The organism is Pseudoxanthomonas kaohsiungensis (assembly GCF_010211765.1).
GTDB lineage: Bacteria > Pseudomonadota > Gammaproteobacteria > Xanthomonadales > Xanthomonadaceae > Pseudoxanthomonas > Pseudoxanthomonas kaohsiungensis.
In genome coordinates this window covers 23,015-40,152 of the sequence record NZ_PDWO01000016.1, presented here as the reverse complement: position 1 = coordinate 40,152, position 17,138 = coordinate 23,015, and the positions used below count along the sequence as shown (strand labels likewise).

Annotated in this window: 17 protein-coding genes; 7 read left to right on the top strand and 10 right to left on the bottom strand. The window is 71.0% G+C overall.

Annotation, left to right across the window (positions count from 1 at the left end; translation table 11 throughout):
* Positions 1-88: 88 nt before the first annotated feature.
* Positions 89-694 carry a ribosome biogenesis GTP-binding protein YihA/YsxC gene (gene yihA, locus CSC66_RS14680; RefSeq protein WP_162378159.1) on the top strand — a complete coding sequence of 202 codons (606 nt, stop codon included), beginning with the start codon at positions 89-91 and terminating at the stop codon, positions 692-694.
* Between the two features lie 88 nt (positions 695-782).
* Here the strand turns inward: yihA and CSC66_RS14675 are convergent, their stop codons facing one another.
* Entirely contained in the window at positions 783-1,493 is a 711-nt protein-coding gene (locus CSC66_RS14675; RefSeq protein WP_162378158.1) for a VIT1/CCC1 transporter family protein, read from the bottom strand.
* 146 nt (positions 1,494-1,639) lie between these two features.
* Between CSC66_RS14675 and CSC66_RS14670 the strand changes: the two genes are divergently transcribed.
* Positions 1,640-3,019 (top strand): glutamate--cysteine ligase, encoded by a 1,380-nt coding sequence (locus CSC66_RS14670; protein ID WP_162378157.1) that lies wholly within the window; start codon positions 1,640-1,642, stop codon positions 3,017-3,019.
* Positions 3,020-3,071: 52 nt separating this feature from the next.
* Here CSC66_RS14670 and CSC66_RS14665 read toward each other — a convergent pair whose 3' ends face one another.
* The gene (locus CSC66_RS14665; protein WP_162378156.1) at positions 3,072-4,337 is read right to left on the bottom strand and encodes a hypothetical protein; all 1,266 of its coding nucleotides are present in this window, start codon (positions 4,335-4,337) and stop codon (positions 3,072-3,074) included.
* A 191-nt stretch (positions 4,338-4,528) separates the two neighbouring features.
* Here CSC66_RS14665 and CSC66_RS14660 point away from each other — a divergent pair, with 191 nt between their 5' ends.
* Complete coding sequence (locus tag CSC66_RS14660; RefSeq protein ID WP_202935667.1) at positions 4,529-5,845, top strand: amidohydrolase family protein; 1,317 nt, start codon at positions 4,529-4,531, stop codon at positions 5,843-5,845.
* A gap of 11 nt (positions 5,846-5,856) precedes the next feature.
* On the opposite strand, the gene CSC66_RS14655 is transcribed toward CSC66_RS14660, so the two are convergent.
* Entirely contained in the window at positions 5,857-7,110 is a 1,254-nt protein-coding gene (locus CSC66_RS14655; protein WP_162378154.1) for an HD-GYP domain-containing protein, read from the bottom strand.
* 139 nt (positions 7,111-7,249) lie between these two features.
* Between CSC66_RS14655 and frmR the strand changes: the two genes are divergently transcribed.
* The 3 genes from frmR to fghA all read left to right on the top strand — a co-directional run bounded on the left by frmR (position 7,250) and on the right by fghA (position 9,750).
* Positions 7,250-7,525, top strand: a complete 276-nt coding sequence (gene frmR, locus CSC66_RS14650) for a formaldehyde-responsive transcriptional repressor FrmR (protein WP_162378153.1) — start codon at positions 7,250-7,252, stop codon at positions 7,523-7,525.
* A 64-nt stretch (positions 7,526-7,589) separates the two neighbouring features.
* On the top strand, positions 7,590-8,708 hold the full coding sequence (locus tag CSC66_RS14645; protein ID WP_162378152.1) for an S-(hydroxymethyl)glutathione dehydrogenase/class III alcohol dehydrogenase: 1,119 nt from the start codon (positions 7,590-7,592) through the stop codon (positions 8,706-8,708).
* Between the two features lie 154 nt (positions 8,709-8,862).
* Positions 8,863-9,750, top strand: a complete 888-nt coding sequence (gene fghA, locus CSC66_RS14640) for an S-formylglutathione hydrolase (protein ID WP_162378151.1) — start codon at positions 8,863-8,865, stop codon at positions 9,748-9,750.
* A gap of 234 nt (positions 9,751-9,984) precedes the next feature.
* On the opposite strand, the gene CSC66_RS14635 is transcribed toward fghA, so the two are convergent.
* The 7 genes from CSC66_RS14635 to CSC66_RS14605 form a co-directional block, all read right to left on the bottom strand.
* Complete coding sequence (locus CSC66_RS14635; RefSeq protein ID WP_162378150.1) at positions 9,985-10,665, bottom strand: Dph6-related ATP pyrophosphatase; 681 nt, start codon at positions 10,663-10,665, stop codon at positions 9,985-9,987.
* Between the two features lies 1 nt (position 10,666).
* Positions 10,667-11,011, bottom strand: a complete 345-nt coding sequence (locus tag CSC66_RS14630) for a hypothetical protein (RefSeq protein ID WP_162378149.1) — start codon at positions 11,009-11,011, stop codon at positions 10,667-10,669.
* Positions 11,012-11,129: 118 nt separating this feature from the next.
* Positions 11,130-12,071, bottom strand: coding sequence for a DegV family protein (locus CSC66_RS14625; protein ID WP_162378148.1), 942 nt, complete (start codon positions 12,069-12,071; stop codon positions 11,130-11,132).
* 83 nt (positions 12,072-12,154) lie between these two features.
* Positions 12,155-12,784: a 2-hydroxychromene-2-carboxylate isomerase gene (locus CSC66_RS14620; protein WP_162378147.1), complete on the bottom strand. Its 630-nt coding sequence runs from the start codon at positions 12,782-12,784 to the stop codon at positions 12,155-12,157.
* A gap of 14 nt (positions 12,785-12,798) precedes the next feature.
* A complete protein-coding gene (locus CSC66_RS14615) occupies positions 12,799-13,191 on the bottom strand; it encodes a DUF1761 domain-containing protein (RefSeq protein WP_162378146.1) in 393 nt (130 codons plus the stop codon).
* A gap of 236 nt (positions 13,192-13,427) precedes the next feature.
* Positions 13,428-14,765 carry an amidohydrolase family protein gene (locus CSC66_RS14610; RefSeq protein ID WP_379655917.1) on the bottom strand — a complete coding sequence of 446 codons (1,338 nt, stop codon included), beginning with the start codon at positions 14,763-14,765 and terminating at the stop codon, positions 13,428-13,430.
* A complete protein-coding gene (locus CSC66_RS14605) occupies positions 14,762-16,210 on the bottom strand; it encodes an amidohydrolase (RefSeq protein WP_162378145.1) in 1,449 nt (482 codons plus the stop codon). The genes CSC66_RS14610 and CSC66_RS14605 overlap by 4 nt, the downstream gene beginning before the upstream one ends.
* Before the next feature lie 214 nt (positions 16,211-16,424).
* On the opposite strand from CSC66_RS14605, the gene CSC66_RS14600 reads away from it, so the two are divergent.
* Positions 16,425-16,964, top strand: coding sequence for a DUF924 family protein (locus CSC66_RS14600; protein WP_162378144.1), 540 nt, complete (start codon positions 16,425-16,427; stop codon positions 16,962-16,964).
* The last annotated feature ends 174 nt before the right edge of the window (positions 16,965-17,138 follow it).

The following is a 17,138-nucleotide window of genomic DNA, read 5'->3' as shown; positions in this document are numbered from 1 at the left end:
TCCCTGTCGCGGGGCGCGACGGTCAACGAAAGCGCCGGCCGCCGCGTCGTCGCGGGGCCCGGGGCGCGCGACGTGCGATCCTATGGCCATGTCCAATCCACTCGAAAAAGCCCGCTACCTGGGCTCGGCGCACACGCCCGCCCAGCTTCCGGCCGATGGGGGGCTCGAAGTCGCCTTCGCCGGCCGGTCCAATGCCGGCAAGTCCAGTGCGCTCAATGCGCTGACCCGGCAGAACGCACTGGCCCGCGTGTCCAAGACCCCCGGACGCACCCAGCAGCTGGTGTTCTTCGAGGTCCAGCCGCAGCGCTACCTGGTCGACCTGCCGGGGTACGGCTACGCCAAGGTGCCGATGGAAATGAAGGCGCACTGGCAGGGATTCATCGACCGCTACTTCCGCCAGCGCGAGGCGCTGCGCGGGCTGGTCGTGGTGATGGACATCCGCCACCCGCTCAAGGACTACGACCGGCAGATGCTCGAGTACGCGGTCGCGCGCGGCCTGCCGGCGCATGCGCTGCTGACCAAGGCCGACAAGCTCGGCCGCGGCCAGCAGGCGCAGGCCTTGCAGGCGGTGCGCAAGGAGCTGCAGGCCACGTTCGGCGATGCCGGCATCGGCGTGCAGACCTTCTCGAGCGAATCGAAGCAGGGCGTGGACGAAGCCCGCGCGGTCGTCGCCGGCTGGCTGGAGCTGCTGTAGGAGCCCATCCTCATGGGCGACACGGGCGTCGGCATGCCGACACCGTTGCCTGTGCCGGCGGCATCGGGTCGCCCATGAGGATGGGCTCCTACACCGCCACGTCGAACAGGCCGCCGATCAGGTGCGCGGCACCCATCGCCAGTGCGCCCCAGAACGTCACCCGCAATGCGCCGCGCGGTACCGAGGCACCGCCGGCCCAGCCGGCCAGTCCGCCGGACAGCAGCAGGCCGAACAGGGTGCTGGCGGTGACCACGGTGGCCGCGTGCGCCGGTGGCGCCAGCAGCGTGGCCGCGATCGGCAGGGCCGCACCGGCGCAGAACGCCGCCGCCGATGCCAGCGCCGCCTGCACCGGCCGCGCGCGCAGGCTGGCGCTGATGCCGAGTTCGTCGCGGGCATGCGCGGCCAGGGCATCGTGCGCGGTGAGCTGCTCGGCGACCTGCAACGCGAGCGCCGGGTCCAGTCCGCGCTGCTCGTAGATGCGGGCCAGCTCGCGCAGCTCCGCTTCCGGCTGCTCGCGCAGCTCGCGCCGCTCGATCGCCATGTCGGCCCGCTCGGTGTCGGCCTGCGACTGCACCGACACGTATTCGCCTGCGGCCATGGACATCGCGCCGGCGACGGTGCCGGCGATGCCGGCGGTGAGGATCGCGCCGGAGTCCGCGCCGCTGGCGGCCACGCCGACCACCAGGCCGGCGACCGAGACGATGCCGTCGTTGGCACCGAGCACCGCCGCGCGCAGCCAGCCGACGCGGTCGGTGCGGTGCAGTTCGGCGTGGGTCCGGGGGCGCGCGCGGTTCGGCATCGGCATAGCCTAACCCGGGCGCGGCCGCGGCTGTCGCGGGTGCGCATGGACGGAATGCTGAGGCGCAGGAGCGGCAACGTCGCCTTTACCGCGGCAGGCTATAGTGCGCTGCCCCGCGGCCCCCACGGCCGCCTGCGAGCCTGCCCTTGTCGAGCCCGAGCCACGTCGCCGATACCCCGGTCACCCAGCGCAGCCAGCTCCTGGAGTACGTCGCGTCCGGGGAAAAGACCCGCGACCAGTGGCGCATCGGCACCGAGCACGAAAAGTTCGGCTTCCGCCTGGACGACCTGCGGCCGCCGGCGTTCGACGGCGAACGCGGCATCGAGGCGCTGCTCAAGGGCCTGGTGCGGTTCGGCTGGGAACCGGTCGAGGAGAACGGGCGGGTCATCGCCCTGCTCCGCGAGGGCGCGTCGGTCACGCTGGAGCCGGCCGGGCAGCTGGAGTTGTCGGGCGCGCCGCTGGAAACCATCCACCAGACCTGCGTGGAACTGGGCACCCACCTCAACGAGGTGCGGCAGGTGTCCGACGAACTGCGGCTGGGGTTCCTCGGCATGGGCTTCCAGCCCAAGTGGCGTCGCGACGAGATGCCGTGGATGCCCAAGGGCCGCTACCAGATCATGAAGTCCTACATGCCCAGGGTCGGCCAGCTCGGCCTGGACATGATGACCCGCACCTGCACCGTGCAGGTCAACCTGGACTACGCCTCCGAAGCGGACATGGTGAAGAAGTTCCGCGTGTCCCTGGCGCTGCAGCCGGTGGCCACCGCGCTGTTCGCCGATTCGCCGTTCACCGAGGGCAAGCCCAACGGCTACCTCAGCTACCGCTCGCACATCTGGACCGACACCGACCCCGATCGCACCGGCATGCTCGACTTCGTGTTCGAGGACGGCTTCGGCTACGAGCGCTACATCGACTACCTGCTCGACGTGCCGATGTACTTCTCCTACCGCGACGGCGTCTATGTCGATGCGTCCGGGAAGTCGTTCCGCAAGTTCCTCAAGGGCGAGCTGGACGTGCTGCCGGGCGCGCTGCCGACCCTGCGCGACTGGTCCGACCACATGACCACCGCCTTCCCGGAAGTGCGGCTGAAGAAGTACCTGGAGATGCGCGGCGCCGACAGCGGCCCGTGGTCGCGCCTGTGCGCGCTTCCGGCGTTCTGGGTGGGCCTGCTGTACGACGACGCGGCACTGGACGCGGCCTGGGACCTGGTCAGGGACTTCGGCGCCGCCGAGCGCCACGCGCTGCGCGACGGCGTGCCGAAGCACGCGCTCAAGCTGCCGGCCCGCCTCGGCAGCGTCCGTGGCGCGACGGTGCGCGAGCTGGCGGTCGAAGCGCTGAAGATTTCCGTCGCCGGCCTGCGCCGCCGCGCCGCGCTCAACGACGACGGCATCGACGAGACCCGCTTCCTGGAAACGCTGGTGGAGATCGCCGAGAGCGGGCAGACCGCCGCCGAGCGCAAGCTCGAGCTGTTCCATGGCGCGTGGAAGGGCGACATCGACCGGGTGTTCGGCGAATTCGCCTACTGAGCGCGCGTCCGGCGCGGGCCGACGGCCGCGCCGGGCCATCGCCCGGACGCGATCACAGGTTGCGCAGCAGGCCCTTGAGCAGCTTCTTGGTCGCGCCTTCCTCGGGCTTCTTCTGTCCCGGATCCTGCGGCGTGGCCGCATCGCCGGCGTCCATGCCGTCCATGCCCTGCATGCCGGACAGGTCCATGCCCAGCAGTGCGCCCGCGGTGGACTTGGTGCGCACGCGCACGTTCCACTCCGGATCCCACGGCTGCTTCGGATCGGCCGGCTTCGGCGGCCAGGCGACGTGGGTCTCCGGGCCATAGGCGATCATGCTCAGGATGCCCGGGCTGGCCTGGCCACTGCTGGCGTCGGCGAAGATCCCCCTCGGGATCGCGCAAGAAGTGGTGGACGGGGGCAGCAACACCTTCTCCTTGAGCCAGCGGTCGATCTGCGCGCCGGTGAGGTAGTCGACCACGCCCTGGCCCGCATCGGGCACCTCGGCGCTGCTCCAGATCACGATGGTCTTGTCCTGCAGGCTCAGGCCGTGCAGGAAGTAGGCCTTGGCGCGATCGACCGGCTGCCAGCCCAGGGTCAGTCCGCTGGCCAGTTCGCCCGATTGCGTGAGCGCGATCTTCGGCATGAAGTCGGCGGCCTGCTGCAGTTCGAACTCCAGCGACTCCGGCACCCCTTGCCCGGTGATGCGGTGCTGGCCGACGAGCGAGGCGCTGGCCGGCGCGCGGTTGCGCGTCTTCGGGTTCGGCCAAAGCACGTAGGACGGGTTCGGGTCGACGCCGCGGTCGGGCGCGTAGCGGCCCTGCATCGGGTCGCCGCTCATCTCGAACTTGCCGCCCCTGGCGCGCATGTGCAGTTCGCGCGGCTGGCCGGCGCGGACCTCACTGCCGCAGCCCCAGTAGTACTTGATGTGGATCTCGCCGTCGGGCACTCCAGTCGTGCCGCCGGCTTCACGACCGACGCTGGCGGCCGGCCGCAGCAATGGCAGCGACGCGCCCAGGCCCAGCCCCGCCGGGACCTGCTGTTCGGCTTCCTTGCCCGGCGCCAGCGTGTTGAGCATGGCGATGTCGAAGAACTTGCCGGTCATCATCGGATGCCGCGCGTCGGGATACGCGAACGTCCCCTGGCCTCCGCCCATCATCTTCGCGGCCAGTCCGCCCATGCCGCCCATCATCGATTCCATGTCGGGCATGCCGGCCTGGTGGTGGGTCGCCACGTCGATCCAGACCTGGGTTTCGGGACCGGACGGCGCGCTGCTGGCGGGCAGGGCGACGGACACGGCGGCGGCCAGGGCGAGCGTCAGCGGATGGCGGATGGGGTTCATGTCGGGTCTGCGCGGCGTGCGGGGGACGGTGGCGTGGAAGGGTTCGCAGACAGGACACGCCGGAAGCAGCGCAACGAGGACAACCTTGCAGGCGCCGTACCGTGCCGGCGGTCCTGTCGCGGGCCGCGGCCGCCGGTTAGGCTGCGGCTTTGGCGGACGGGGAGCAGGGCATGGGCAAGGCGGGCAGGAGCATGTGGCTGTTGGTGGGTTCGTTGCTGGCGCAAGGCGCGGCGGCGCAGACGCTGGCGCTGGTCGGCGGCACGCTGGTCGATGGCACCCTGGCCGATCCGATCCGCGACAGCGTGGTCCTGGTCGAGGGCGAGCGGATCGTCGCGGTCGGCACGGTCGACACCCTGCCGGTCCCGGCCGACGCCACGGTGGTTTCGACCGAAGGCATGACCGTGCTGCCCGGCCTGTGGGACATGCACGTGCACCTGATGATCAACGGCCACGCCGACTACGAGCACTGGGACCGGACCTATCCGGCGCAGTTCCGCGACGTGATCATGCCCGCCTCGGCCAGGCAGCTGCTGCTGGCCGGCGTCACCGGCGCGCGCGACCTCGGCGGCCCGCTGGAGGACAGCATCGCCGTGCGCGACGCGATCGCCGCCGGTCGCATCCCGGGCCCGACCCTGTTCGTGTCCGGTCCCTTCATCCAGAAGAAGCCCTATCCGGGCACCGAGCAGTTCCGCTGGGGCGTGGATTCGCCGGCCGATGCGCGCGCCAAGGTGCGCCGCATCGCCGAAGCCGGCGTGGACGTGGTCAAGCTGATCGACCAGGACGGGATGAGCGAGGCCGAGTTGCGGGCGATCGTCGACGAGGCGCACCGGCACGGCCTGCCGGTGGTGGCGCACGCGCACCGACCCGAGGAGATCCGCCGCGGCCTGGAAGCCGGCGTCGACTGCTTCGAACACACCGGCCTGGCCGCCGCGCCCGAATATCCGCCCGACGTGATCGCCGCGCTGCGCGAGCGCACCGCCAACATGGCCGCCGGCCCGCTGTTCTGGACGCCGACGATCGAGGGCCTCTACAACTTCCCGTACACGGTGAAGAACCACGAATTCATCGACGGCAGCGACTGGCATGAGGGCCTGCCGCCGGCGATCGTGGCGGACATCCGCCAGTCGCTGGCGCACCCGGAACGCATCTCCTATTTCCAGCAGACGCCGCAGCGCTGGCCGACCCTGCAGCGCAAGTTCCAGCAGTTGCGCGAGAACGGCGTGCAGCTGCTCATCGGCACCGATTCGGGCATCCCGATGAAATTCCACAGCGGCAGCACCTGGAACGAGCTGGACGTGTGGGTGAACCGGCTCGGCGTGCCGGCGATCGACGCGATCCGCGCGGCCACCTACTGGCCGGCGGTGGCGATGAAGGCCGACAAGGATTACGGCACGGTGACCGAGGGCAAGTACGCCGACATCATCGCGGTCAAGGGCGACGTCCTGAAGCAGGTGGCGTTGCTGCAGCGGGTGGACATCGTGGTCAAGCACGGTCGCCGGGTGAAGTGACGCGGCGCGCCCTAGGGCGCCCACAGCTTATCCAGCTCGCGGAAACCCCACTGCCGCGGCGATTCGATCCCGGTGATGCGCTCGCCGCAGGCCGGCGCCCACAGGTCCAGGTCCTGCTGCAGGACCTGCCTGCGCAGCCGCGCCGAGAAGAACACCCGCACCCGGGGCGCCGACAGCGCACCCGGTCCCTGCTCCAGCACCACCGCCAGCCGTTCGCTGGACAGCCGCACCAGGGTGCCGATCGGGTAGATGCCGACGCTGGCGATGAAGGCCTTGAGCACTGCCGGGTCGAAGTGGCCCTTCCACGACGCCATCCGGCGCAGCGATTCGCCCGGATCCCAGCCTTCCTTGTAGGGGCGGTTGGAGGTGATCGCGTCGTACACGTCGCAGACCGCGCTCATCCGGGTCAGCAGCGGGGTCGCATCGGCGGGCAGTCGCGCCGGATAGCCGCCGCCGTCGTACTTCTCGTGGTGGTGGCGGACCATGTGCAGGACCGCCGCGTTCTCCAGGCCGCTGTGGCGCAGCAGGCGCTCGCCTTCCTCCGGGTGGGAGCGCATGACCATGTATTCGTCGTCGGTCAGCTGCCCGGGCTTGTTGAGGATGTCCAGCGGCATGCAGGCCTTGCCCAGGTCGTGCAGCAGCCCGCCCATCGCCGCTTCGCGGCACTGCGCCTCGTCGAGCCCGAGCTGGCGCGCCAAGGCGACCATCAGCGCGCTGACCGCGACCGAATGCAGGTAGGTGTAGTCGTCGGCGGTCTTGAGCCGGGCGATCGAGATCAGGGCGCCGGGGTGGCGGTCGACCGACGCCGTGATCTCGTCGGCCAGCGGCAGCATCGCCGCCGGATCGACCATCCGGCCCATGCGCACTTCGCGGAACATCGCCTCCACCGCATCGCGGCCTTCCTGGCAGATGCGGCGCGCGCGGGTCAGCTCGGAGCCGAGGTCGGCGGCTGCATGCGGGCCGGCGACCGCGTCGGCCCGGGATCCAGCCCCGGTCGCTGGATCCGGGTCGGCCGCCGCACCGACAGAGGCGGACGCCTCGTGCCCGCCTGGATCGACCGCCTGGCGCCGATCGGCCGGCGGCGCATCCAGCCCGCGGCGCACGTCGATCTCCACCGACTCCACCGCGCTGGCGCGGATCCGCTCCACGTCCTGCTCGCTGGCCAGGAACGACGAGCGCCAGAACGGGTGCTTGAGCCAGGACCCGTGCAGGCGCTGGATGAACATGCCCGGCCGCAGCTGGTCGACATCGATGGTCTTGAGCATCTGGCGGTTCCCTGCCGCCGGATCGGACGGACGTTCCATGGGACCGTTGTCGGCCGCGCGGGCGCGGACTTTAGGTGGGGCGCGGGTGACGGATGGCCTGGCCGCTGATACTATCCCCCAGTATCCAGGAGCCGTCGCCATGCCGCACACCGCCCACGAGAAGAAGCGCGTGCTGACCCGGCTGCGCCGCATCCGCGGCCAGACCGAAGCGCTGGAGCGCGCGCTGGAAGGCGGCGCCGACTGCGGCGCGGTGCTGCAGCAGATCGCCGCCATCCGCGGTGCCGTCAACGGCCTGATGTCCGAAGTGATGGAAGCGCATATCCGCGAGGAGTTCGGCCAGCCAGCCGGTACCGACGCCCAGCGCCAGGCCCGCATCGAGGAGATGACCGGGCTGGTGCGTTCTTACCTCAAGTGAGCGCCGCCGCCACGGCGCCCGTGTTCCCCGACCGTCTTTCCGCAACATCGCAGGAGCCCATGCCATGAAATCCCGTGCCGCCGTCGCCTTCGGTCCCGGCCAGCCGCTGCAGGTCGTCGAGATCGACGTTGCCCCGCCCAGGGCCGGCGAAGTTCTGGTCAGGATCACCCACACCGGCGTCTGCCACACCGACGCGTTCACCCTGTCCGGCGACGACCCGGAAGGCCTGTTCCCGGTGGTGCTGGGCCACGAGGGCGCCGGCATCGTAGTCGAGGTGGGCGAGGGCGTGACCTCGGTGAAGCCGGGCGACCACGTGATCCCGCTGTACACCGCCGAGTGCGGCCAGTGCCTGTTCTGCACCAGCGGCAAGACCAACCTGTGCGTGGCCGTGCGCGCGACCCAGGGCAAGGGCGTGATGCCCGACGGTACCAGCCGCTTCTCCTACAACGGCGAGCCGGTCTACCACTACATGGGCTGCTCGACCTTCAGCGAGTACACGGTCGTGGCCGAAGTCTCGCTGGCCAAGGTGAATCCGGAGGCCAACCCGGAACACGTCTGCCTGCTCGGCTGCGGCGTCACCACCGGCATTGGAGCGGTGCACAACACCGCCAAGGTGCAGGAAGGCGATTCGGTCGCCGTGTTCGGCCTCGGCGGCATCGGCCTGGCCGTGATCCAGGGCGCGCGCCAGGCCAGGGCCGGGCGGATCATCGCGATCGACACCAACCCGGCCAAGTTCGAGCTTGCGCGCCAGTTCGGCGCCACCGACTGCGTCAACCCTAAGGACCACGACAAGCCGATCCAGCAGGTGGTGGTGGAGATGACCGGCTGGGGCGTGGACCATTCGTTCGAATGCATCGGCAACGTCAACGTGATGCGCGCGGCGCTGGAATGCGCGCACCGTGGCTGGGGCCAGTCGGTGATCATTGGCGTGGCCGGCGCCGGGCAGGAAATCTCCACCCGGCCGTTCCAGCTGGTCACCGGCCGTACCTGGAAGGGCACCGCCTTCGGCGGCGTCAAGGGCCGCAGCCAGCTGCCGGGCATGGTCGAGGACGCGATGACCGGCAAGATCGAACTGGCGCCGTTCGTCACCCACACCATGCCGCTGGACGAGATCAACACCGCCTTCGACCTGATGCACGAAGGCAAGTCGATCCGCTCGGTGGTGCATTTCAGCGCGGGCTGAAATGCAGGCTGCGCCCCCATGCTTCCGCGTTGCGCGGAAGCATGGGCCCCCGATTTCGTTACACCCGAATCCCCGCGGCTGCCGCCGCGCCCCCTTTACCAAAGGGGGCTATTGACTGGTAAGCGGGTCGAAGGCCCGAGCCGAGGAACTTCTGATGGAACGCATTGAACACCGCGCCTGCTTTGGTGGCTGGCAGGACGTGTACCGGCACGAGTCGAAGGTGCTGGGCTGCACGATGAAGTTCGCCGTGTACCTGCCGCCGCAGGCGGCGAACGGCAAGCTGCCGGTCCTGTACTGGCTGTCCGGCCTGACCTGCAGCGAACAGAACTTCATCACCAAGGCTGGCGCACAACGGTACGCGGCCGAGCATGGCGTGGTGATAGTCGCGCCGGACACCAGTCCGCGCGGGGAACAGGTGATGGATGACGACGGCTACGACCTGGGCCAGGGCGCCGGCTTCTACCTCAACGCCACCGAACAGCCGTGGGCCACGCACTACCGCATGTTCGACTACGTGGCCGACGAACTGCCGGCGCTGGTCGAAGCGCATTTCCCGGTGGGCGACGCCCGTGCCATCAGCGGCCATTCGATGGGTGGGCACGGCGCGCTGGTGGTGGCCTTGCGCAACCCGGGCCGCTATCGCAGCGTGTCGGCGTTCTCGCCGATCGTGGCGCCGTCGAAGGTGCCGTGGGGGGAGAAGGCGTTCGGCGCCTACCTGGGCGAGGACCGCCAGGCGTGGAAGCAATGGGACGCCAGCGAGCTGGTGCGCTCGGCCACGGAGAAGCTGCCGCTGCTGGTCGACCAGGGCGGCGACGACGAGTTCCTCGACACGCAGCTGCGCCCGCAGCTGCTGCAGGCCGCCGCGGTCGCCGCCGGCCACCCGCTGCAGCTGCGGATGCGCCCCGGCTACGACCACAGCTACTACTTCATCGCCAGCTTCATCGGCGAACACATCGCCCACCATGCAGCCGCCCTGCATGGCGAAGCGAAGGTGCATGCCGGCGTGGCGCACGAGCCCCATGACGGGTGCGGCAGGCATTGACGGGCCCCCCGGCTGCCGGCGTATGCGGCCGGCCTTTCCTTGTGTAGGAGCCCATCTTCATGGGCGACCCAGCCACCCGTCCGCCATCCTCCGGCCCGGGCATCACGGCGGTCGCCCATGAAGATGGGCTCCTACAGGAAGGGGCGAGGAACGGTACCCGCATGGGCCGGGCTACAGCGGCATCAGTACCGTTGATGGCGGACGGGTGCCCGGGCCGCCCAGGGGGATGGGCTCCTACAGGGGCGCGAGGCTGAAGTCGGTGTAGGCGAAGCGATCGTCGCGCAGGACGGTCTCGCCCTGCTGTAGGCGGAGTGGCGCGGCGAACATCGGGCCGGCCGACACGCAGGTGTGGAACTCGCCGTTCTCGCCGCACGGATCGATGCCGGCGGGAAGCTCGCGCAGGAGGGCGTCGTCGAAGGCGCGGCCGGCAAAGCGCGCATCCAGCTGCTGCGTATCGACGCAGCACAGGTGGGCGCGCAGGCCGCCGGCCTGCATCTGCCGCGCCAGCGCGGCCGTGTCGGCATCGAACAGCGGCGTGAGCAGGTCCCAGCCGGCGGCGGCCAGCCGCTGCTCACGGTACGCGCGGATGTCGGCCAGGAACAGGTCACCGAACGCGGCCGTGCGCAGGCCGGGCCAGTGCGAGGCTGCCCCGGCCAGGGCGCCGGCCATCGCCGCGTCATAGTCATCGTTGCTGCATTGCACGGGGATGCCGGCTTCCAGCAGCGGCAGGTCGGCCGCGGCGGCCTGCGCCCGCAGCACCTCCACGCGGATGCCCTGCATCGAGGCCCGCCGGTACTCGATGGTCACGGTGGTCAGCAGGCCGACCACCTCCACGTCGTCGCGCTGGCGCAGCACGTGCAGCGCCCAGGCCGCGTCCTTGCCGCCGCTCCAGGCCAGCAGTACCTGCGCCGCCACCTCAGCCGTGGCTGACGTTGCGCATCTCCCAGCGGTTGCCGGCGAGCAGGCGCAGGCGGTGCTGGAGGATGTCGCCGGGCAGGGTAGTCAGCGCGACCAGGTTGATCGCCAGGTCACGCTGCTCGCCGGTCACACGCGCGTCCGGGTCGGTGACGCCGAGCGCGGGATCGACCTCGTCCGGCTCGGCCTGCAGCGCGCGCCAGCGTTCGAACAGGGCCGGCGTGCTCAGCGCCTGCTGCAACTGCTCGGCGAAGGCCTCGGCGCCGTGCGCGTGGAAGGCCAGCGACGGTTCGCTGCCGCGCGCCTGCGCGGGATCGGGTAGGCGGATCTGGTAACGGATGGCCATGCGTGGCTCCGGGAGTGACGGTGCATCCAATCTAGCGGCGCGCCTGCGAAGCCGGTGTCACGCGACCTCCGGCTCCGCCCGCCGCCCGGTACCGGGGGCACCGGGCAACGGCAGCGGCTCAGGCGAACTTGTGCGGGGGCGCGGCGAAGCCCACCACCACCGCGCCCTTGCCGACGTTGACCATGCCGGTCAGGCTCATCACGCTCTCGAACAGCTCGACGTCGTTGGCCGCGCAGGCCTCGCGCAGGCGTGCGTAGCCCGGCAGCGCGCGCAGCTCGGCCAGTTCGCCGCCGTAGCTGACGCACAGGGTCGGGGTCATCAGGCCGGCGTGGATGCGCTGCACGGCGAAGTCGAACAGCTTCTGCACCGCCGTCTCGAATCCCTTGATCTTCCCGGCCGGCGCGGTCTCGCCGCGATGGCAGTGCAGGATCGGCTTGATGTCCAGCGCGGTGCCCAGCGCGGCGCTGAACAGGCTCACGCTGCGGTCGCCCTTGGTCCGGGCGCGGTTGCGCAGGTAGTAGAGGTCCGGCGGGACCATGTAGCCGTGGGTGTTGAGCGCCAGCTCTTCCAGCCGTTCGCGGATATTCTGCACGCCCTCGCCGGCCTTGCGCATGCGCACCGCCTCGACCACGCCGATGCCCTGGGCGGCGAACAGGTTCTGGCTGTCGATCACCCGCAGGGCGAACGGCGAGTTGTAGCCGGCGGCCTGGCGCACCGGCTTGTAGTCGTTGAGGATCGCGAAGCTGGCCTGCACCGCGTGTTCGTGGATCGGGCTGCGGGTCTTGGTGACGGTCAGGCAGAACACGTGGTCGTAGTCGACGACGAGCTTGCCGAGGAACAGGTCGCGGATCTGCTCGACCGAATAGGGCACGGTCTCGGCCTCGTGGCCGCGCTCGGCCACGTGCGCATGCAGGAAGCTCAGCGTGGCCTCCTCGTCGCGGTGGTCGGCCAGGACCGCCTCGCCGATGCGCACGGTGATCGGCAGCAGGACGACGTTGTTGTTCTGGATGTAGTCCCCTGGCAGGTCGCAGGTCGAGTCGACCACGATTCCGATGCGCATGAGCCCCTCCCGTGTAGGCCTGCACGTCTTGTGCGTGAACCCTATCGCAAAAGCGGCGCCCGTGGCGACTGCCGGAAGCGGCCTCAGCGCCGCCGCTCGACCCCCACCGGGATCGCGGCCACGCCGGCGAGCTCGCCCTGGCGAAGCAGGCCGGGATCCTCGAGCGCGGCCAGCATCAGGTCGTGGCTGTCGTTGCCCCAGAACAGCTCGCCCTCCACGGCCAGGGTCGGCACGCCGAACACCCCGGCCGCCAGCGCGGCGTCGGTGTTGGCGCGCAGCCGGTCCTTCACCACCGGGTCGGCGATGGCGGCGGCCGCATCGGCCAGCCCCAGGCGGGCGGCGAGGCCATCGAGCACGACCGGCGCGTCCCCGGCCAGCCCTTCGGCCCAGATGGCATCGAAGACCGTACCGATCGCCGGCGGCGTGGCACCGGCAGCCACGCACAGCCGCAGCGCCGGCAGCGGATTGAACGGATGCGCCGGTGGGAAGCGCAGGGGAACGCCGTCGCGGCGTGCCTGCCAAAGCGCCTGGCGGTAGATGAACTCGCGCTTCTTCGGGATCTCGGCCGGGCCGAGGATCCCCAGCGCATGCAGCACCGCGCCGAACACGATCGGCACCGCCTCCACCCGGCCGGCCTCGACCAGCGGCCGCATCTTCTGCCAGTGCAGGTAGGAGAACGGCGAAACGAAGTCGAAGTACCAGTGCGCGCCCATGCCCGTCACTCCGGTCAGTGCCACAGGCCCAGGACCAGCCCGTACAACGCGAACTGCAGGGTGTGGTAGCCGCCGTCGATCAGCCACAGCCTCAGCGAGCGGCCGGCGAACAGGTAGTTGATGCCGAAGCTGGTCGCCACCCATCCCAAACCCACCGCCAGCCCGGCCCCGACCGAGGAGGCGAGCGGCGGCGCCGGGCCGAGGAAGACCGCGAATACCGCCGCGGCTACCAGGCTGAGCACGAATGCGCCGCCGAACACGGCCGCCGGATGCCCGTTGGGCTTGTCCGGGTCGACCCCGGCTTCCCGGCACCAGGCGTGCTTGAACAGCGGCCCGTACCAGATCCCCCCAAGCAGGAATGCCGAAGCCGCCGCGAGCAGCACCGCCCAGAGATTGATGTCGGCCACGTCCGTCCCTCCCGACGGTATGAGTGGAGAAGCTTACGCCGCTGCGGCCGTCCCGGGAGTCCGGTGCCGCGCCCGTCCATGGCGACAGGCGCGCAGCACCTCGCAGCAAAGAATGGTCGGCCTGAACCGTAGAGCGGGGCCTGCCTCGCTGCCTTTGACCCGGCCCGGGTACAAGCAGCGGGGCGAGCCCCGCTCTACGAGGGCGGCATCGCGGCCCGGATCGATGTCCGTCCCGATCAGGGGCCGTGCGTGTACGCCGGCGGCAACCCGTTCTCGCCCACGCCGCGCAGGTAACGGTCGCGCAGCTCGGTCTGGCGCGAGCGCATCGGCATGGCCCGCCCGCCCAGCCACACCTGCTCGGCGGTGTTGATCACGTCCAGCGGGTCGCCGGTCCACAGCACCAGGTCGGCACTGCGGCCCACGGCAATCGTGCCGATCCGGTCGCCCACGCCCAGCGCCTGCGCCGGCACCGAGGTCAGCCCGGCCAGGCCCGCTTCCCACGGCAGGCCATTGGCGACGGCATTGCCGGCCAGCTGCCGCACCTTGCGCGCGTTGTGCGAGGCGTCGCCGGCCTGGGTGAAGCTGACCTCCACCCCGGCCTGTTGCAGCAGCGCGGCGTTGCGCAGGGTCGCGCCGATCTGGTCGAAGTTGCCGGGCAGGTCGGCGAGCGCGTCGACGAACACCGGCACCCGTGCCTGCGCGATCTGCGGCGCCAGCTGCCAGGCTTCGGCGCCGCCGGCGATGGCGACGCGCACGTTCTCGCGTGCGGCCCAGCGCAGCAGCTGGCGGATATCGGCCGCGCGGTCGACCTTGACCACGATCCGTCCCTGGCCGCCGAGGAACCGCGCCAGCACCGCGCGCCCGGCGGGCGTGAGCAGCGCATGCGGCGAATCGGCCGGCACCCGGCCGCGCGCCTCGGCGACCATCTGGTCCAGCAGCATCCATTGCGCCGCGCGCGACTTGCCGCTCAGGTTGGCCGCACCGGCGCCGAGGCGGATGAACAGCGCGCGCGGCCCGATCGGGTCGGCGCTGCCATCGAGCCGCACCACGCCGCCCTGGCCGGCGACGAAGGACTTGCCGCTGCCGGCGGCCAGCAGGGTGAAGCCCAGCCCTTCCACCCGTGCCACCGGCACCAGCACCGAGGCCGGGTTGTAGGCCAGGGTCACGTCGAACTCCGGACGCACCGGCTGGTCTTCCAGCGACAGCTCGCCGTCGACGGTGGGCTCCTCGCCGGAGACTTCCTCCAGGCCGATGTCGGTGATGCCGCCGAACAGGGCCGGGGTCAGCGGCCTGCCCCCGGCCTCGACCGTGGCCACCCCGGCCGGCGCGGACAGGCCGGCACCGACGGCGCGGATCGTGCCGCCCTGCACCAGCACGTCGGTGTTGCGCAGCGTTCCCTGCGGGCCGGCGGTATGCACGGTGGCGTTGCGGATCAGGACGCCCTGTCCCGGGTCCGAAAACCCGGGAGCCTGGGCGCCGGCGGCGCCGGCCAGGCCCAGCGCCAGCAGCGCCAGACCGGTGGCGAGCGCGCCGCCACGCAGGCGGCGCGGCGCGATAGCGAGGACGCGGCTCACAGGCCACCTCCCGGCGCGGCGGCCGGTTGCCCGAGCATGAAGTCCGAGCGCGGCTGCCGCGCGGGATCGTGCCGGTCGTACACGCGCGCACCGTCGATGTACACCTGCTCGGCCTGGGCGTAGGAGCTGAACGGATCGCGGTTCCAGACCACCACGTCGGCCAGCTTGCCCGCTTCCAGGCTGCCGGTGCGGTCGGCCACGCCCAGCGAGCGCGCGGCGTTGGAGGTCACCCAGCCGATCGCGCGCTCGGGCGGGATGTCCATCCCGGCGCGGCGCGCGTTGGCCATGACCTTGGCCGCTTCCTGGTTGAGCCGCTGGATGCCTTCGTCCGAATCCGAGTGCACGATCGCGCAGCCGTTCTTCGGCCGGTCGACCAGGGCGATGTTCTCCTGGATGCCGTCGAAGGCCTCCATCTTGAAGCCCCACCAGTCGGCCCACAGCGCGCCGCAGATGCCTTCGGCAGCCAGCCGGTCGGCGAGCTTGTAGGCCTCCACGCCATGGTGGAAGGCGGCGATCCTGAAGCCGAACTCCTTGGCCAGGTCGATCATCGTGGCCATCTCGTCGGCGCGGTAGCAGTGGATGTGGACCAGGATGTCGCCGTTGATCGCGCCGGCCAGCGTGTCCAGCTTCAGGTCGCGCTTGCCGCCGGCATCGCCGGCGCTGTCGCCCTTGCCATCGTCGTCGGCGGACTGCCACCACTTGCGCTTGGGCTTTTCCTGCGGCTTGCCGCCACCGTTCTTGCGCAGGTACTCGCTGGCGTCGATGAAGGCCGCGCGGTAGCCGGCGACATTGCCCATCCGGGTCGACGGCGTGGTGCCCTTGCCGCCGTACACGCGCTTGGGATTCTCGCCGCAGGCCATCTTCAGGCCCCAGGGCGCGCCCGGGAACTTCATCGCCTGGTAGCTGGTGGCCGGCACGTTGCGCAGGGTCACGCCGCGGCCGCCGACCAGGTTGGCCGAGCCGGGCAGCACCTGCAGCGTGGTGACGCCGCCGGCCAGCGCGGCGGCGAAGCCCGGGTCCTGCGGCCATACCGAGTGCTCGGCCCAGACATTGGCGGTCACCGGCGCGGTGCTCTCGTTGCCGTCGCTGTGCGCCTTGACCCCCGGGCTCGGGTACACGCCCAGGTGCGAGTGCACGTCGATGATGCCGGGAGTGACCCACTTGCCGGTGGCATCGACCACGCGCACGCCGGGGTCGGCCTGCAGCGCCGCGCCGACCTGGACGATCCTGCCATCGCGCATCAGCACGTCGGCGCCGTCCAGGCGCTGGCCGGTGCCGGTGAGCACGGTGGCGTTGCGCAGGAGGACGGGCTCGGAAGGCAGCGGCCGGTAGGTGCTGGGATAGGGATCGTCGGTGAAGCGCGAGGCGGCCGCGGCCGGCGGCGCGGCGGCGCAGGCGGCCGTGCCGAGGGCGAGGCCCGCGGCGGCGAGCAGGAGGTGGCGCATGGATTTCCCCGGATGGACCTGATCCCCGAACCTAGCCGCCCGGCGTGCGCGGTGCAATGTGCCGATGGCTGGGCGCAGGCGCACGCCGGTCACGGATCGCCCTCCGCGGGCCGCGGTTGCGGGTGCCGGGGCCTTGCCGTCCGCCACGCGGATGCACGCGGTCGCGATGGCGATTGCGGCATGCTGTGCGCCGACGACACCAGGAGGAAGAACGATGACCACGACCGCCACCGAGGTGGTGCGGTTCTGGCGCGAGGCCGGGGCCCAGGCATGGTTCAATGGTGGCGAGGCGTTCGATCGCCAATGCGAGTCGCGCTTCCTCGATGCCCACCTGGCCGCCGCGCGGCGCAGGCACGAGGACTGGCTGGATACGGCCGAGGGCGCGCTGGCGCTGCTGCTGCTGCTCGACCAGATCCCGCGCAACATCTTCCGCGGCAGCGGCCACGCCTTCGCCAGCGATGGCCTGGCCCGCCACTACGCCGGGCGCGCGCTGGCCGCCGGCCACGACGGTGCGTTCGAGCCGATGCTGCGCGCGTTCTTCTACCTGCCGTTCGAACACTCGGAAGAGATGGCCGACCAGCGGCGCTCGGTGGAGCTGTTCCAGGCGCTGGGCGTGGAGCTGTACACGAAGTACGCGATCGAGCACCTGCAGGTCATCGAGCGCTTCGGCCGGTTCCCGCACCGCAACCGGGCGCTGGGGCGGGAGAGCACGCCGGAAGAGCAGGCCTGGCTGGACGCGGGCGGGGGCTTCTGAACCCGTGTAGGAGCCGATTCATCGGCGACCCGGAGCGCCCGGGACTTCGGGCACCGCCGGGGCCGAACGCGCCTCGGTTGTCGCCCATGAGGATGGGCTCCTACACGGGGGCTTCTGAACCCATGTAGGAGCCGATTCATCGGCGACCCGAGCCACCCGGGATTTCGGGCATCG

Coding starts and splice junctions, on each gene's coding strand:
- yihA (WP_162378159.1), top strand. CDS start 89: ATGTCCAATCCACTCGAAAAAGCCCGCTACCTGGGCTCGGCGCACACG.
- CSC66_RS14665 (WP_162378156.1), bottom strand. CDS start 4,337: ATGAACCCCATCCGCCATCCGCTGACGCTCGCCCTGGCCGCCGCCGTG.
- CSC66_RS14625 (WP_162378148.1), bottom strand. CDS start 12,071: ATGCGCATCGGAATCGTGGTCGACTCGACCTGCGACCTGCCAGGGGAC.
- CSC66_RS14645 (WP_162378152.1), top strand. CDS start 7,590: ATGAAATCCCGTGCCGCCGTCGCCTTCGGTCCCGGCCAGCCGCTGCAG.
- CSC66_RS14605 (WP_162378145.1), bottom strand. CDS start 16,210: ATGCGCCACCTCCTGCTCGCCGCCGCGGGCCTCGCCCTCGGCACGGCC.
- CSC66_RS14600 (WP_162378144.1), top strand. CDS start 16,425: ATGACCACGACCGCCACCGAGGTGGTGCGGTTCTGGCGCGAGGCCGGG.
- CSC66_RS14655 (WP_162378154.1), bottom strand. CDS start 7,110: ATGCTCAAGACCATCGATGTCGACCAGCTGCGGCCGGGCATGTTCATC.
- frmR (WP_162378153.1), top strand. CDS start 7,250: ATGCCGCACACCGCCCACGAGAAGAAGCGCGTGCTGACCCGGCTGCGC.
- CSC66_RS14630 (WP_162378149.1), bottom strand. CDS start 11,011: ATGGCCATCCGTTACCAGATCCGCCTACCCGATCCCGCGCAGGCGCGC.
- CSC66_RS14675 (WP_162378158.1), bottom strand. CDS start 1,493: ATGCCGAACCGCGCGCGCCCCCGGACCCACGCCGAACTGCACCGCACC.
- fghA (WP_162378151.1), top strand. CDS start 8,863: ATGGAACGCATTGAACACCGCGCCTGCTTTGGTGGCTGGCAGGACGTG.
- CSC66_RS14620 (WP_162378147.1), bottom strand. CDS start 12,784: ATGGGCGCGCACTGGTACTTCGACTTCGTTTCGCCGTTCTCCTACCTG.
- CSC66_RS14660 (WP_202935667.1), top strand. CDS start 4,529: ATGTGGCTGTTGGTGGGTTCGTTGCTGGCGCAAGGCGCGGCGGCGCAG.